General features: G+C 70.1%; 13 protein-coding genes and 1 pseudogene. 5 read left to right on the top strand and 9 right to left on the bottom strand.

All coding sequences use genetic code 11. The features are described 5' to 3' along the window. Nucleotides 1-323: 323 nt before the first annotated feature. The 9 genes and pseudogenes from gdhA to AC07A4_RS17700 all read right to left on the bottom strand — a co-directional run. On the bottom strand, nt 324-1,670 hold the full coding sequence (gene gdhA, locus AC07A4_RS17740; RefSeq protein WP_478599208.1) for an NADP-specific glutamate dehydrogenase: 1,347 nt from the start codon (nt 1,668-1,670) through the stop codon (nt 324-326). A 596-nt stretch (nt 1,671-2,266) separates the two neighbouring features. After that, on the bottom strand, nt 2,267-2,707 hold the full coding sequence (locus tag AC07A4_RS17735; protein WP_478599205.1) for an SRPBCC family protein: 441 nt from the start codon (nt 2,705-2,707) through the stop codon (nt 2,267-2,269). Beyond that, nucleotides 2,704-3,504, bottom strand: coding sequence for an ABC transporter permease (locus AC07A4_RS17730; RefSeq protein ID WP_478599202.1), 801 nt, complete (start codon nt 3,502-3,504; stop codon nt 2,704-2,706). Before AC07A4_RS17730 ends, AC07A4_RS17735 begins: the two co-directional genes overlap by 4 nt. Next, nucleotides 3,501-4,154, bottom strand: coding sequence for an ABC transporter ATP-binding protein (locus AC07A4_RS17725; RefSeq protein ID WP_478599200.1), 654 nt, complete (start codon nt 4,152-4,154; stop codon nt 3,501-3,503). Before AC07A4_RS17725 ends, AC07A4_RS17730 begins: the two co-directional genes overlap by 4 nt. A gap of 71 nt (nt 4,155-4,225) precedes the next feature. Beyond that, the gene (locus AC07A4_RS17720) at nt 4,226-5,293 is read right to left on the bottom strand and encodes a polyprenyl synthetase family protein (protein WP_478599198.1); all 1,068 of its coding nucleotides are present in this window, start codon (nt 5,291-5,293) and stop codon (nt 4,226-4,228) included. A 302-nt stretch (nt 5,294-5,595) separates the two neighbouring features. Then, nucleotides 5,596-8,604: an SARP-family global regulator AfsR gene (gene afsR, locus AC07A4_RS17715; RefSeq protein ID WP_478599925.1), complete on the bottom strand. Its 3,009-nt coding sequence runs from the start codon at nt 8,602-8,604 to the stop codon at nt 5,596-5,598. A 1,070-nt stretch (nt 8,605-9,674) separates the two neighbouring features. Next, a complete protein-coding gene (locus AC07A4_RS17710) occupies nt 9,675-10,532 on the bottom strand; it encodes a trypsin-like peptidase domain-containing protein (RefSeq protein ID WP_478599196.1) in 858 nt (285 codons plus the stop codon). After that, complete coding sequence (locus AC07A4_RS17705; protein ID WP_478599194.1) at nt 10,529-10,840, bottom strand: CU044_2847 family protein; 312 nt, start codon at nt 10,838-10,840, stop codon at nt 10,529-10,531. Before AC07A4_RS17705 ends, AC07A4_RS17710 begins: the two co-directional genes overlap by 4 nt. Further along, nucleotides 10,840-11,031, bottom strand: a pseudogene (locus AC07A4_RS17700) (hypothetical protein); the annotation flags it as partial. The gene AC07A4_RS17705 and the pseudogene AC07A4_RS17700, both read right to left, overlap by 1 nt. Nucleotides 11,032-11,258: 227 nt before the next feature. Between AC07A4_RS17700 and AC07A4_RS17695 the strand changes: the two are divergent. The 5 genes from AC07A4_RS17695 (at nt 11,259) to vanX (ending at nt 15,853) form a co-directional block, all read left to right on the top strand. Further along, on the top strand, nt 11,259-11,954 hold the full coding sequence (locus AC07A4_RS17695; RefSeq protein ID WP_478599191.1) for a response regulator transcription factor: 696 nt from the start codon (nt 11,259-11,261) through the stop codon (nt 11,952-11,954). Then, complete coding sequence (locus tag AC07A4_RS17690) at nt 11,947-13,038, top strand: sensor histidine kinase (RefSeq protein WP_478599188.1); 1,092 nt, start codon at nt 11,947-11,949, stop codon at nt 13,036-13,038. The genes AC07A4_RS17695 and AC07A4_RS17690 overlap by 8 nt, the downstream gene beginning before the upstream one ends. A gap of 113 nt (nt 13,039-13,151) precedes the next feature. Then, nucleotides 13,152-14,147: a D-isomer specific 2-hydroxyacid dehydrogenase family protein gene (locus tag AC07A4_RS17685; RefSeq protein ID WP_478599186.1), complete on the top strand. Its 996-nt coding sequence runs from the start codon at nt 13,152-13,154 to the stop codon at nt 14,145-14,147. After that, the gene (vanA, locus tag AC07A4_RS17680; protein ID WP_478599184.1) at nt 14,140-15,237 is read left to right on the top strand and encodes a D-alanine--(R)-lactate ligase; all 1,098 of its coding nucleotides are present in this window, start codon (nt 14,140-14,142) and stop codon (nt 15,235-15,237) included. Before AC07A4_RS17685 ends, vanA begins: the two co-directional genes overlap by 8 nt. Continuing rightward, on the top strand, nt 15,230-15,853 hold the full coding sequence (gene vanX / locus AC07A4_RS17675; RefSeq protein WP_478599181.1) for a D-Ala-D-Ala dipeptidase VanX: 624 nt from the start codon (nt 15,230-15,232) through the stop codon (nt 15,851-15,853). The genes vanA and vanX overlap by 8 nt, the downstream gene beginning before the upstream one ends. The last annotated feature ends 118 nt before the right edge of the window (nt 15,854-15,971 follow it).

Here is a 15,971-nt window from a genome sequence, read left to right as displayed (position 1 = left end):
GGAATCCACCACTCCGAAAGCCCCCATCCGCCTCGCCAGTCGGCCCCCTGGCGGGGCTCGGCCCCCGTATCCCTTACTCGAAACCACTCACGTCACACCCGTTTAACGCGCACCCAGTGCTCATCCCGCACCAGCCCCGCATTCGATCGGCGTCGATCGGCATTCGATCAACACGCGACCAGCATTCGACCAGTGCCTTTGTCCGGGCAACGGGACACATCTGTCGTCACGCAGGGCGGAGGCGGCGGAACCCCCGGCGGCCCCGGGCAGGGGCCAGCCGACGGAGCCGGGCAGGGCGGAGTGGGGCGTGGGCCCCTACGACGTCAGATGACGCCCTGCGCCGTCATCGCTTCCGCGACCCTCAAGAAGCCCGCCACATTGGCACCGAGCACATAGTCGTCGGGGCCCGCGCCGTAACTCTCGGCGGTGGCGCGGCACTGGGTGTGGACGTCGCGCATGACCGCGGCGAGCCGGGACTCGGTCTGCTCGAAGGTCCAGGTGTCACGGGCGGCGTTCTGCTGCATCTCCAGGGCGGAGGTGGCCACGCCGCCCGCGTTGGCGGCCTTGCCGGGGCCGAACAGGACCCCGGCCTCGCGGAACACCGTCACCGCCTCGGGCGTGCAGGGCATGTTCGCGCCCTCGGCGACGGCGCGGACCCCGTTCTTGACCAGGGCGACGGCGTCCTCGCGGCGCAGTTCGTTCTGCGTGGCGCACGGCAGGGCGATGTCGCACGGGACGTCGTAGACGGTGCCGCGGGCGGAGAAGCGCGCGGACGGCTTGGCCTCCGCGTACGCGGAGATCCGGGCGCGGCGCACCTCCTTGATGTCCTTCAGGAGCTCCAGGTCGAGGCCGTCCTCGTCGACGAGGTATCCGGAGGAGTCGCTGCACGCCACCACGCGGCCGCCCAGGGCGTGCGCCTTCTCCGCGGCGTACACCGCCACGTTCCCGGAGCCGGAGACCACCACACGCCGCCCGTCGAAGGCGCCGCCCCGGGTGGCGAGCATCTCCTGGGCGAAGTACACCGCGCCGTAGCCGGTGGCCTCGGTGCGGGCGTGGGAGCCGCCCCAGCCGACCGGCTTGCCGGTCAGGACGCCCGACTCGTAGCGGTTGGTGATCCGCTTGTACTGGCCGAAGAGGTAGCCGATCTCCCGGCCGCCCACGCCGATGTCGCCGGCCGGCACGTCGGTGTGCTCGCCCAGGTGGCGGTGGAGCTCGGTCATGAACGACTGACAGAACCGCATGATCTCGCCGTCCGAGCGGCCCTTGGGGTCGAAGTCCGCCCCGCCTTTCCCGCCGCCGATCGCCATCCCGGTGAGCGCGTTCTTGAAGATCTGCTCGAACCCCAGGAACTTCACGATGCCGAGGTTGACGCTCGGGTGGAACCGCAAGCCTCCCTTGTACGGGCCGAGGGCGCTGTTGAACTCCACGCGGAACCCCCGGTTGACGCGCACGGCGCCGCTGTCGTCGACCCAGGGCACCCGGAAGACCAGCTGCCGCTCGGGCTCGCACAGCCTGTCCAGGATTCCGGTCTCCGCGTATTCGGGGTGCCGTTCGAGCGCGGGCGCCAGCGAGTCGAGGACCTCGAGAGCCGCCTGGTGGAACTCCGTTTCCCCAGGGTCGCGCCGACGGACCTCTTCATAGACGGCCTCGATGTGTGCACGGACGTTCATGGATGCGTCTCCGAACGACAGGCGAGTAAAACTCGAATCGTATTCGAGTTTACGAATCGCCTTGAGGCGGGGTCAACACCCGGGCCCTGGCGGCTCAAGCGGCAGCGTATCTAGTAGAGCCCGCACGCGAGGGGGCCTTGGCGAAATCCAACTGAAGGCTCAGCGCACATTCGATTCGAGCTTGAATTCCGCGCATAGAACGGAGAGTTCCCTTCCCCCTCTCACAATGTTTACGGCTGTGACGTCTACGAGGGCGGTGAGCACCAAGCGGCGAGCACTGTGGGCGGCCTCCCGCGCCGTCCTCCAGGCGCGTCCTAGCTCCGCTAGTGGGGCGCCGAGTCCGGCGACATCAGCACGCAGGCCATTAGGCCGCCATCAACATGTCGGCATCCGGCATGAACAACGCCCGCTTACCAACAGCGTGTTGTAGACCCGCGGCTTCCCTATCCCCACACCCTCATTTCAACCCCCGCCACCAAGGGCCCGCAGCGTGCCCGGCATGGCGGTGAGACTCATGACGCACCTACTGGTGAAGGGGAGCATCCTCTCCTTCGATGGTGGGTGGAGGAGCGCCGCGAGCCAGGGCCTTCGGGCCTTCACCCCATCGCCGTCAGACCCCGCTGGCCGCCCCGCAGGGCCAGCGCGTGGTTGGCGCGGAAGGCCGGGCGCGCCAGCGGCATCCAGCGCCGAAGCGCGGCCTTGCGGACGGTCACGTGCTGGGTGAGCGTGGCGACGCAGCCGTGGTGCCCGTCGGGGGCCACGGCCCAGCGGACGGTGCCCGAGATGTCGCCGTCGAGCGCCGCCTCCAGGACGTGCTCGGCGGGGTCCTCCAGCACCGGCGTCAACGTGACCCTCAGTACGTAAGGGAGCGCGGACCTGATCACCACCTCGCACTCCCGCTCGCCGGTCTGCCGCACAGAGCGGAACGCGGGCCACCACGTGGGGTAGGCCTCCACGTCGGCGAGTTTCGCGTACACGGTGTCCGGCGCGAGCGGCGCGCGCCAGGTGCCCAAGAGGCGGATGTCGTGGCGGTTCACGCGGTTCTCCCTGTCGGCAGCGGGACGGAGGGCGGGGGCAGATGGTCGCGGGTCCGGGCGAAGAACGCGGCCGTGCCGAGCAGCCACATGGCGACGAACCAGGCGGGGCCGAGCAGCAGGTGCCCGTACGGGGTGACGGTGGGCGTGAAGCTCGCGGCGACCGCGACCTGGGTGGGGCCGTACCCGGGCAGGAGTTGGAGCCCGTCCTTCTCGGCTCCCGCATTGCTCATGGGGTTCTGGAGCATGGTGTCGAGCAGGCTGGCCATGATGATGACGAAGAGACCGGCGAGTTCGTTGCGCAGGAACGCGCCGAGCAGGATGCCGATGCCGCCGTAGCTCACGGCGGCCGTGAACAGGCCGAGCGCGAGGAGCGCGGGCCGCACCGGGTCCCAGTACCAGCAGACCACGGCGGTGGCGTACGCCGAGATGAGGGCGGAGGCGACCGCCATCGCGACGACCTTGCTCAGCAGCAGACAGGAGCGGGGGTATCCGGCGAGCGCGAGCCTGCGGTCGAAGGCGAGGGCCTTGAAGGTCGTCATGAACATCATGAAGCCGACGATGAGCGTCACCGTGTTGATGGCCCCCGACACCATCGTCAGGTGGTTGCCGTTGACGGTCACGGTCCGCTCGGCGGCGCGCAGCAGGAAGCGCAGCCGGTCGGGGGTGACGAACCAGTGCTCCAGGGTCAGCCAGAGCGGGATGTAGCCGACGACGAGCACGAGGGCGAGCCGGTTGCGGGCGTGTTCGAGCAGCGCAAACCCGGCACCCGTGCGGAAGGTCTCCCATGTCCTGCTCACCGCGCCGCCCCTCGCGCGTCGGCCGGACGGCCCTCCCCGCTCCAGGGCGTGGCCACGCCCTCGCGCAGCCGGTGCACGACGTCCAGGCGCCCGGCGTCCCAGGCCAGGTGCGAGACGACGAGGACGCAGCGGCCCCGGTCGCGCAGCCGGGTCGCCACGTCCCAGAACCGCAGGTACGTCTCCCAGTCGAAGCCCTGGTACGGCTCGTCGAGCAGCAGCACTTGGGGGTCGTGCAGGAGCGCGAGGGCCAGGTTCAGCTTCTGCCGGGTGCCTCCGCTGAGGAGGCCCACGCGGGTGTGCCGGTACTCGGTGAAGTGCAGCTCGTCCAGGAGTTCCTCGGCGCGGCCCGGCCCGTCCAGGCGGTACGCCGTGCGGAACCAGCGCAGGTGCTGGTCGACGGTGAGCGCCTCGTTGAGCACCGCGTCCTGCGGGCAGTAGCCGAGCGAGCCGCGGCGCTCCACCTGGCCCGCGTCGGCGGCGAGCTGCCCGCACAGGACGCGCAGCAGCGTGCTCTTGCCCGAGCCGTTCTCACCCACGACGCCCGCCAGGGTGCCCGGTTCAAGGCTGAAGGTGACCCCTCTCAGGACGCGGCGCGAGCGGTAGGCCTTGTGCACGTCGCGTACGCGCAGGGCGTACGGGGCGGTCGGCACGGGGATCTCCTCCTGCTGGGGGGCGGACCAGGGCGTACGGCGGCGCCTGGCACGTGACGGGGCGGTGGACCTCAGCGCCTGCGGCGGGACAGGCAGTCGACGAGGGAACTCCACTCCTGCCGCACGGCACCGGGCAGCTCCGCCTCATCGAGCGCGGCGAGGGCCGACGCCACATGGCGGGCGGCCGCCGCCTCGGCACGCTCCCGGCCGCCCAGGGCCTCCAGGTGGCGCATGACCTCGGGGACGCGGGCCGGTGGCAGCGGTACGGAGTCGAGGAGTTCCGCGACCCTGTGGCCGTCGGCGGAGTCCACCGTCGCGGCGAGGACCAGCGGCAGCGTCTTCTTGCCGCGGACCAGGTCCGCGCCGACGGGCTTTCCGGTGACCGCGCTGTCGCCCCACAGGCCGAGCACGTCGTCCAGGATCTGGAAGGCCACGCCGAGGTCGCTGCCCGCTCCGCGCAGGGCCCGCACCACCGGCGGCGGCGCGTCCGCGAGCACGGCTCCCAGGGCCGCCGCGCAGCCGAAGAGCGCCCCGGTCTTGCCGCGCGCCATGCCCGCGTACCTGCTCGCGGACACCTCCCGCAGCGCGCGCCGCTCCAGGTCGAGGTCCTCCGCCTGGCCATCCACCATCCGCTCCACCGTGACGATGACCTCCTCCATGGCGGCGCGGGCGCCGGGAGCCTGCGCGCGGAAGACGGTGGCGACGGCCTGGACGACGAGGGCGTCACCGGCGAGCACCGCGGCGCCGGTGCCGAACCGGGCCCACGCTGCGGGCCTGCCGCGTCGCTCGGCGTCACCGTCCATGATGTCGTCGTGCAACAGGGAGAGCTGGTGTACGAGTTCCACGGCCGTACCGGCGACGGCGGCGTACCGCTCCGGCGCCCCGACGGAGCGCGCCGAGAGCAGCGCGAGCGCCGCGCGCACCCGCTTGGCCACGTGCCGCACCGACGTGGGCGACTCCCCGGAGTCCCACCCCAGGTGGTAGCGGCAGACCGTGGCCGTGGACGGGTGCAGCCGGTCGATGGCCGCCCGCAGCGGAGGCTCGACGAGCGCCACGCCGCGGCGCAGGAGCTCCTCGCCGTCCACCCCGGGAGCGGCCGTGCGCGTCCGGCTGCCGCCGTACAACGACGTGTCTGTCATGGTCCTCGCCCGCCCGTCGTCCCTCACCGGCCTTGGCCCCACCGCCGTCTGACGCGACCGGCCCACCGGATGCTCGACTGATCCAACGAGCCCACTCGCTCACGGCAACGGTCCAGTTCAGGTGCTGGCAGTGCCGTCCGGGCGGGTGAATCAACGCGCCCCTGTATTCCACAGACGTTCCTCGAAGCGCTCCTTGAGAACTGTCGCTGTCGGGGCGCACGGTGGTCGCCGTGGAGGAGGGCGAGACCGTCGGTTCGGCGAAGATGGGGCCGAACCGGCCCGGACGCGGCTCGCACAGCGGATCACCTCCTCGTCAGGCGCCCCGCCTCCCTGCCCGTGCCCCGGCCGCTCAACCGTGCGTTCAGGCCGTCCCTCAGTTCGCGTCCCTCCTTTCCGGAGACGTGCTCGTACACCGCCAGGGCCTCGGCCCAGCACGTGCGGGCGCGTGCCGACTCGCCGCGCTCGTCCATGGCGTCGCCCAGCACGACGAGGACATCGGCCTTGCGTCGGGCGCCTCCCACCCGCCCCAGTACCGCGAGTGCCTGTTCGGCTTCCGCGGCCGCCTGGGCGGGGTGGCCCGAGCCTAGGTGTATCTCGGCGCGCCGGTAGCGGGCCATGCCCTCCCCTAGTGCTTGCGTGCACTCCTGGTAGATGGCGAGCGCTTGGTCCAGCTGTTCCAGTGCTTCAGGGATCTGCCCGGCGGCGGACAGCGCGAGCCCCAGCGCGTACCGCGATTCAGCGAGGGCGAGGGTGTCGGCCTCGGAGCCGAGCCGTTCGATGGCCTCCTCGGCGAGCGCGACCGCGCTGCGGACGTTGCCCAGGCTCGCCTCGACGTGGGAGAGCTGACACAGGGCGCTGGCCAGGCCGAAGGGGTTGTCGTCCTCGCGGAAGCGGGACATGGCCTCCCGAAGGCAGCGGTCCGCCTCCGTGTGGCGGCGCTCTTGGAGCGCGATGACGCCGCGGTCGTAAGGCACCCAGGCGCTGGTCACCGGGTCGTCGATCGCCACGGCGAGCGCCAGCGCGCGCTGGGCCTCCGCGTCGGCCTCCCGGAGGTTCCCCGCCGTCAGGTGCACCGCGGTGAGCGCGGCACAGGCACGCCCCTCCGCTTGGGCGTCGCGGGCCTCGCGTGCGGCACGCTGCGCCACGGTCGCCGTGTCCTGGTACCTGAGGAAGTTCCCGGATCCCACGATGTCCTTCACACTCCACAGCAGATCGATCGACCTGCGCAGTTCGGAGCCGTGAGCGAGCTGGCGGGCGCAGGCCAGGATGCACTGCGCCTCGGACGCCAGCCAGCGCCGCGCGTCGTCCAGGTACGAGAACTCGACGCCGGGATACCGGATGGGTTCCAGATGTTCCACGCTTCGGTCACCTGGATGCTCGACGGCGTACACCCCGGTCGCGGTGGCCAGGTAGAAGTCCAGGAGGCGGGTCAGTGCCGCCCGGCGCTCACTTGGGGATTCCTCGTCCCGTTCCGCGCAGGCGCGGGCGTACAACCGGGTGAGGTCGTGGTAGCGGTAGCGGCCCGGTGCCGCCGCCTCCAGGAAGCCGGTGTCGACGAGCGATTCGAGGATCTCCTCGCTGTCCTCGTGCGACTGGTCGAGCATGGCGGCGGCCGCGGCGAGCGAGATGTCCGGTCCGTCGGCGAGGCCGACGAGGCGGAAGGCGCGTGCCTGCGCCGGATCCAGCTGCCCGTACCCCATCCCGAAGGTCGCCTTGACCGCGAGGTCCCCGGCCTGCAGTTCGTCGAGGCGGCGGCGCTCGTCGGAGAGTTTCGCGGCGAGGACGGACACGGTCCAGGTACGGCGGGCCGCCAGGCGCGAGGCCGCGATCCGGATCGCCAGCGGAAGGAACCCACAGGCCGCGACCACGTCGAGGGCGGCGCTGCGTTCGGTGCGGACGCGTTCACCCCCCACGATCTTGGTGAACAGCTGCAGGGCCTCGTCCGGGCTCATCACGTCGAGGTCCACAAGATGGGCCCCGGTCAGGTCCACCATGCGGACGCGGCTGGTGACGATCGTGGCGCAGCCCTCGGTGCTGGGGAGGAGCGGCCTCACCTGTGCGGCGTCGCGGGCGTTGTCCAGGAGCACAAGGACCCGGCGGCCGTTCAGGACCGAGCGGTACAGTGCCGAGCGCTCCTCGAGCGAGTCGGGGATCACCGAGTCCTCCGTGCCCAGGGCGCGCAGGAAGGCCCCGAGGACCGTCTCGGGCTCCGTCGGCCGGGCACCGGTTCCTTGCAGGTCGACGTACAACTGCCCGTCGGGGAACCCCTGGCGCGCCTGGTGGGCCACGTGTACGGCGAGGGTGGTCTTGCCGACGCCCCCGATTCCCGCCAAGGCGGAGATCGCCAGGACGGGTCCCGGGGAGTCGGCAAGGCGTTCACCGAGTTCACGCAGGAGGCCGGCGCGGCCCGTGAAGTCGGGGGTCGTCGCGGGCAGTTGCTGGGGCCGCACGACACTGGCTCTCGTTTCGCGGCGCGGCCCGGCCACGTCCTCAAGGCTCGGGTCGGCGGCGAGAATCCGCTGCTGCAGGTCGTACAGGCCCGCGCCCGGGACCACTCCGAGTTCGTCGGCGAGCAGGCGCCGGGTGTCCGCGTACACGGCCAAGGCCTCGGCTCGGCGACCGCTTCGGTACAGGGCGAACATGAGCAGCTCGCGCAGGCGCTCGCGCAGGGGATAGGCCGCGGTGAGCGCGGTGAGCGCCGAAACCGCCTCCTCATGGAGGCCGAGTTCCAGGTCCACGTCCAGTCGCGTCTCAATGATGTGAAGCCGCCACTCCTCCAGGGTGACGCGCTTCTTTTCGGCATGGGGGCCCGGCACGCCTGCCAGGGACTCTCCGTCCCACACTGCGAGGGCCTTGTTGAACATGTCACGCGCCTGCGCCCGTTCGCCGACCGAACGGAGTCTCTCCGCATCCGCCACCAGGCGCTGCGCGACCGTCAGGTCGACGGATCCGGCCCCGATGTGCAGCGCGTACCCTCCGGACTCGCTGGCCAGCATTCCTGGAGCGAGCACCTTGCGGAGCCGGGAGGCGTACGTACGCAGGGCTGCCAGCGCCTGCGACGGGGGGTCCTCGCCCCACACCGCGTCGATCAACTCGGCAGCCGTGGCGGTGCGGCCACCGCGCAGCAACAGGGCGGCGAGCAGAGCCCGTTGCTGCGGCGAACCCATGGGCAGGGGCTCGGCACCGCGCCACGCCCGCACGGGACCGAGCACGCCGAAACGCAGCTCCGACGCGCCCTCGTCGCCATGGTCTGATGCCCTGACCGTGACGACGGGCCTGGCCGTGAGGGACCGCGGTGGCTGTCGGCGCACCTCGGGGACCCGACGCCTCGGCGGCTCGGACGCCGGTCGCCGGAGCTCGGCTTCCTGGGACCTCGGGGGCTCGGGTGCCGGTCGTCGGAGCTCAGCTTCCCGGAACCTCGGGGGCTGGGGTACCGGAACGGCCGCCCGGGGAGCGTGATCCGTTCCCCGCCGCATGACGCCCCATCGCCGCGCGGCCTCCGCGAGCAGGGCTCTGGCCTGGTCGATCCCACGCTCGTCCCGCGCTTCTTGAGCCGTTTCGCCTTCCACCGCGGCGAGGCTGAGCAGCGCGGCGACCGACTGCGGATGGTGGGCTCCCATCGTCGCCGCGGCCTTCTGTGACGCCACGGCCAGGACGTGCGCGGCGCGCTGCGTCCGCTCGCGGTCCCCGGCGGCCCGCGCGGACTCGCTCTCGGCGGTGGCCAGCGCGACCAGCGCCGACAGGGACTGCGGATGCTCGCCGCCCCGCAGGGCCACGAGATGCCGGACAGCGCGTTCGAGGTCGCCGAGCAGCCGGTCCGCGTCGTCGTGGCGGCCCTGTCGTCGCGCCGTCTGCGTCAGGACGGCGAGCACAAGGAGGTGGACGTCCGGCTGTTCCTCTGAGTGGTCGGCCCCGGCCAGCCGCTCCCGTGCCAGGGTGGCCGTGCGCTCGGCCCCCGCTAGGTCTCTGAGCCGCATCTTGAGCGCCGCGAGGTTGGCCAGCGTGGGCGCGGCCGAGGCGCCGTCGTCCGGGTCGAACTGGAGGGCGGAGGACAGCACGGTCGCGGCGGCGGCCAGATATCCGCGGTCCGCCAGCGTCACGGCCAGGTGGTTGCGCGAGGCGGTGTCGATGTTCAGTCCGTCGGTGTCCCACGCCAGTCGGGACACCACGTGCTGGAGGAGGGCTCCGGACGCGGCCTGCTGGCCGATGCTGTCAAGGAGGGCCGTGAGGAGGGCCAGGTCGTGGCTGAGGGCCGGATGGCGCAGTACGTGCTCGTCGGTGCGCAGGCGTTCGACGGCGTGCAGGGCCGAGGCGGTGGCGGTGCTGTCGCCCTGCACGGCGAGCGTGGCGTAGTAGACGGCGTCCTGCCAGACCGCCTCGTTCATGCGCCGCCCCCGCTCTCCTGGCCTTCGATGAGCGCCTTCACAGCCATGAATTTCAGCTCGGCGATCTGGGACGGATCGATGAGACTACGCTGCGCCCACGCGTCGAGCTGGAGCAACAGGGCCTCCGTGCCGATGAATCGGGCGGGTGTCCCGCCGTGCGGGGCGGATGAATCGCGGTCCGGGCCCGGACGATCGTGGCCGGGGCCGGAAGGGGCGCCGTCGGGGCCCGGCGGCCTGAGTACGTCGATGAGGTGGACGACGTCGAGGTGGTCGAAGCGGCGTATCGCTTCCTTGATGGTGGCGGCGAAGAGCACGTTGGCGGCGCGGGCCTCGGCGGCACGGTCGGGGGCCTGCTCGATCAGGATGCCGACGACCACGGGCGGCTGTGTGCCGCCTTCCCCCACGCCCTCCACCGGCCCGCCCGAATAGCCGGAGTAGTCACCGAGATGCTGGTCCGCCGTGAGCTGAAGCGCTTCGATGGTCGCGCCGCCGACACACAGGTGTGGCGCGGCGCCCGCGCTCACCCGCCCGCTGAGGTGCGCTTCGTGCGCGGCGGGCCGGTAGGGGCCGCGCCAGCGGTCGCCGTCGCGGGCGACGTCGGCCGCGGGGATCGGCAGGGCGACCTGGTGCCCGGCACCGATCTCGACGAGGGCCAGGTCGGCTTCCTTGTCCTGGCGGCAGACTCGGCCCTGGACCCGCTCACCGTCGGCCAGTTGGATGCCGACGCTCTCGTCGACGGCCAGGCCGCGCAGGCAGTGCAGTGCGGTGAGCACGAACCGGCGGGTGAGCAGGAAGCCACCGCCCAGGTGCTGCTCGGCCTGGTAAAGGTCGACCCAGTAGCCCGTGCCCGTCACGGGTTCCCCGGGGTGCGCTCCACGGTGAGGGTGACCTCGAACGAGGCCTCCGCCGACGCCTTGGACAGGATGACCCCGGCTTCGGCCGCGAGGGTCAGACCGAAGGTGACGTCCATGCTGGTGACCCGCCAGCCGTCGCGCTCGGGGACCTGCGCCAGGGACTGCTGGGCGATGGCGGAGGCCTGGACGATCGCCTCCTCGATCTCGGGGGCACGTTCACCCAGGGACGACGTCGCCCGCGTCCTGCTGGCGATCTGCCTGTTCCCGGCTGCGTCGAGCGCGACCGTCTCGACCCTCACATCGGCCATCAACCGTACGTCCCCCGTGTCCCGGCACCTGCTTCGGTGGTGGATGATCCCGGCGAGAGCCTAACCTCGCGGCTCGGGCGGTGCGACCACTTCTCGACGTATCGGCAGTGAAGGCGTCGGCACCCGAACAGCCACGACACGGTCCGCTCCGCGACCCGGCGATGTCGGCCCAGGCGTGGGGATGACTCGATCAGGAGCGGCAACCGCAGGACGGGGCGCAAGGTCCTCGTCCACATCGCGGTGGCGGTGCGCGGCTCGAAGCGCAGCGGGCGCCGCCGTCGCAAGTCGCGCAGGGCGGCGATGCGCTGATAGACGGTGGCACGGTGTTGTCGGCGCGCATCCGGTTGTTGATACGCGGACGGTGGGCATCCGGTTTTTGATACGCGGACGATACGTGCCCGCTCGTACCATCGAGAGCATGCGGGTGTTGATCGTCGAGGACGAACCCTATATGGCAGAAGCCATTCGCGATGGCCTGCGTCTGGCAGCGATCGCGGCCGACCTCGCGGGCGACGGCGACACCGCCCTGGAACTGCTGAGCATCAACAGCTACGACATCGCCGTCCTCGACCGTGATATCCCCGGCCCTTCTGGTGACGAGATCGCCACACACATCGTCGACTCGGGCAGCGGCATGCCGATCCTCATGCTGACCGCGGCCGACCGCCTCGACGACAAGGCATCCGGCTTCGAGCTCGGTGCCGACGACTACCTCACGAAACCGTTCGAACTGCAGGAACTCGTCCTCAGGCTCCGAGCGCTCGACCGCAGGCGTGCCCACAGTCGGCCTCCGGTCCGTGAGATCGCGGGGCTGCGCCTCGATCCGTTCCGACGCGAGGTCTACCGGGACGGCCGCTACGTCGCGCTGACGCGCAAGCAGTTCGCCGTACTCGAGGTCCTCATCGCCGCCGAGGGCGGTGTCGTCAGCGCCGAGGAACTTCTGGAGCGCGCGTGGGACGAGAACGCCGATCCGTTCACCAATGCCGTCCGGATCACCGTCTCAGCACTGCGCAAGCGTCTCGGTGAGCCGTGGATCATCACCACGGCCCCCGGCGTCGGCTACCGAATCGACGCACAGCAGCGGGCCGGAGACGGGGGACAGAACCATGGATAGAGCGTCTGGACTGAGCGTCCGTCTCAAGCTCACCCTCAGCTACGCCGGATTCCTCATGCTCGCCGGTGCCTTGGCGCTCGCCGCCGCAGGAGTGTTCCTCGTGCAACAGGGGTGGCTGCAAACCAACGAACAGGGGGCATGGAGAAGAAACCCGGTAGTCGACTTCGTGCAGGGTTTCGCGCCAACGGCAGCCGCGGTCATGGTGTTCCTCCTCGTATTCGGTCTCCTGGGAGGATGGTTCCTCGCCGGTCGTATGCTCGCTCCCCTGGCTCGTATCACCAAAGCCACCCGCACGGCCGCTGCGGGATCGCTCTCGCACCGTATCCAGATGCCGGGCCGCCAGGACGAGTTCCGTGAACTCGCCGACGCTTTCGACGCGATGCTCGCACGGCTTGAAGCACACGTCGCCGCGCAGCAGAGATTCGCGGCGAACGCCTCGCACGAACTGCGCACCCCGCTGGCCATCTCAAAGTCACTTGTCGAGGTGGCCCGCACCGATCCAGCACACGACATCGGCGAAGTCCTCGACCGCCTCCAAGCTGTCAATACCCGAGCGATCGACCTCACTGAAGCGTTGCTCTTGCTCAGCCGAGCCGACCAGCGATCCTTCACCCGAGAACAGGTCGACCTGTCCCTCATGGCGGAAGAAGCCACCGAGACGCTGCTCCCCCTCGCGGAAAAGAACGGCGTCACGATCGAGACCCGCGGCGACATCACCCACACGAGCGGATCGCCAGCGCTCCTCCTGCAACTGACCATGAACCTCGTGCACAACGCGGTCGTCCACAATCTGCCGGAAGAGGGCAGGGTGTGGGTCACTACCAGCGCCTACCCCGGCACCGTGATGCTCACGGTCGAAAACACCGGCGAGAAACTGACTCCACACCTGGTCTCGACACTCACCGAACCATTCCAGAGGGGTACCGAGCGCATCCACGCCGACCAGAGTGGCGTCGGCCTCGGCTTGGCCATCGTCACCACCATCACTCGCGCACACGACGGCACCCTCACCCTCACCCCGCGCGACACCGGCGGCCTGCGCATCACGGTGGAACTGCCCGCGCGCACGTCCCCGCAGTCTTGATAAGCGCCCCGCCGACTACGCGGGGCGGGCCGGCACAGCGAACCGACAACGTATCGGCAGCATATCGAGAACTCCATACGCCTCGGCAACGCCCCGTTTCCTTGAATGGACGCATGACCTACAGCGGACCAGTGGGAATCACCGCTTTCGGATGCGGGCGGGACGAAGCCGCACGCTTCCGGGAGTTGGCACCCCGATTCGGAGTGACGCCGACCATCACAGAATCCGCGGTGTCGGAGGAAAACGTCCACCTGGCGTCCGGAAACCGGTGCATCAGCGTCGGGCACAAGACCCGGATCACCCCGGCGACCATGCGCGCGCTGAGCCGAGTCGGCGTCTCCTACATCTCCACGAGAAGCATCGGGTACGACCACATCGACGTGGATTATGCGGGCCGCGTCGGCATTTCCGTCGGCAACGTCTGCTATTCCCCCGACAGTGTCGCCGACTACACGGTGATGATGCTGCTGATGGCGGTGCGTCACGCCAAGTCCACTGTCCGCCGTGCGGATGTGTACGACTACCGGCTGCACGACGTACGAGGGACGGATCTGCGCGACCTGACCGTCGGCGTGGTCGGAACGGGACGCATCGGCACGGCCGTCATGGAAAGGCTCGGCGTCTTCGGGTGCCGGATACTGGCGTACGGAAATCGTGCCGCTGAACCCGGTGAATCCGGTGACCCCGGCGACGAGGTGTCGCTCGATGCGTTGCTGAGGTCGAGCGACGTCGTCACGCTCCACGCGCCGCTCAACGCCGGGACGCACCACCTCCTCGACCGTGAACGCATCCAGCGGATGAAACTCGGCGCGTTCGTGGTCAACACCGGGCGCGGTGCCCTCATCGACACCACCGCGCTGGTCGCGGCGCTGGAGGACGGGCGCCTTGGCGGTGTCGCCCTCGACGTCGTCGAGGGCGAGGAAGGCGTGTTCTACACCGACCGAAGGAACGCGCCCATCGACAGCAAGCCACTGCTGCGGCTGCAGGAGCTGCCCAACGCGTTCATCAGTCCGCACACCGCGTATTACACGGACCGCGCCCTGAGCGAAACGGTCGAGAACTCGATCACCAACTGCCTGGAATTCGAAAGCGGAAATCATCATGCCTAAGGCCAAGCTTCAGGTCGGGATCCTCTTCGGAGGCTCCTCGGAGGAACACCCCGTCTCCGTCAAGTCCGCGCAGGAGATCGCGCGAAACCTCGACCCGGACACCTACGAGCCGCACTTCATCGGGATCACGCGCGACGGCGCCTGGAGACTCTGCGAGGGCCCCGCCACGGACTGGGAGAGCGGCGCGTACCGGCGTGCCGTGCTGTCCCCGGACCGCGGCGTGCGCGGACTGCTCGTCCTTGATCAGGGGCAACTCGATCAGGGGCAGCTCGATCAGGGGAAGTACGAGACGATCGGCCTGGATGTCGTGGTGCCCGTCCTGCACGGCAAGCTCGGGGAGGACGGCGCGGTCCAGGGCCTGCTCGAGCTGTCCGGCATCCCGTACGTGGGCTGCGGCGTCCAGAGTTCCGCGCTGGGCATGGACAAGTCCCTCGCCTATGTCGTCGCCGCCGACGCCGGAATCGCCACACCGAATTTCTGGACGGTCGCGGCGGGCGAGGACATCGACGCCGACCGGCTCGCCTATCCCGTCTTCGTGAAGCCGGCTCGCTCGGGATCGTCCTTCGGGGTCAGCAAGGTGGCGAACGCGGACGAACTGCCGGCCGCGCTGGACGTCGCCCGGCGGTACGACACGAAAGTCCTGATCGAGGAGGCGGTCGTCGGCAGCGAGGTGGGATGCGCCATCCTGGGCGGCGGAACGGACCTGACCGCGGGAGAAGTAGACCGCATCGCCCTGTCTCACGGGTTCTTCCGGATTCACCAAGAGGACGAACCCGAGACTGGCTCCGACAATGCGACACCGATCGTCCCCGCCGACATTCCGGCTGCGTCACGGGCACGCGTCCAGGAAGTGGCGAAGGCCGTCTACCGCGCCCTGGGCTGCAGCGGACTCGCCCGCGTGGACCTGTTCCTCAGGGACGACGGACAGGTCGTCCTCAACGAGGTCAACACGTTCCCCGGCATGACCTCGTACAGCCGATACCCGAGGATGATGGCCGCCGCCGGGGTCCCGCTGACCGAAGTGATCGACCGCCTGGTGACCGGGGCCCTCGCCCGGCGCCTGACTCCGACGGAGCAGGCCGATGCGTAACGACTTCGTCTTCATAGACGAGTTCATCCCCGGGGTCCGCTGGGACGCCAAGTACGCCACCTGGGACAACTTCACCGGGAAACCGGTCAGCGGCTACCTGGCCAATCGCATCGTCGGCACTCGGGCCCTGTGTGCGGCATTGCAGAGCGCGCGAGAAGAGGCGGCCTCGCACGGATTCGGCCTCCTCCTCTGGGACGGCTACCGCCCGCAACGTGCCGTGGACTCTTTCCTGCGCTGGTCGGAGCAGCCGGAGGACGGCCGCACCAAGCGCCGCCACTACCCCCATATCGACCGGCCCGAGATGTTCGAGAACGGATACGTGGCCGCCAAGTCGGGCCACAGCCGCGGCAGTACCGTCGACCTGACGCTGTACCACCTGGCAAGCGGCGACCTCGCCGACATGGGCGGCGAGCACGACCTGATGGACTCGATCTCGCACCACGGAGCGGAAGGAATCTCGCGTGCCGCGGCGGACAACCGCAGGTGTCTTCGCGCCCTCATGGAGACCAGCGGATTCAGCTCCTACGCATGCGAATGGTGGCATTACACGCTCACGGACGAGCCCTACCCGGACACCTATTTCGACTTTCCCATCACACAGGTGAGTCTGGGATGAAGACGCCGAGGCTCCGCCGGTCCGGCCGGAGCCTCGGCGTCTCCGGACGCCGAACGGCGAAAGCGAACACCTCCGCCAGAGCCCACCACCTTTCGCCGACGTATCGAGAACCGCATAC

The sequence above is a fragment of the Streptomyces sp. NPDC043996 genome, assembly GCF_056435225.1.
Note: the sequence above shows the minus strand (reverse complement) of the source record. Positions and strands in the feature narration are given on the sequence as shown.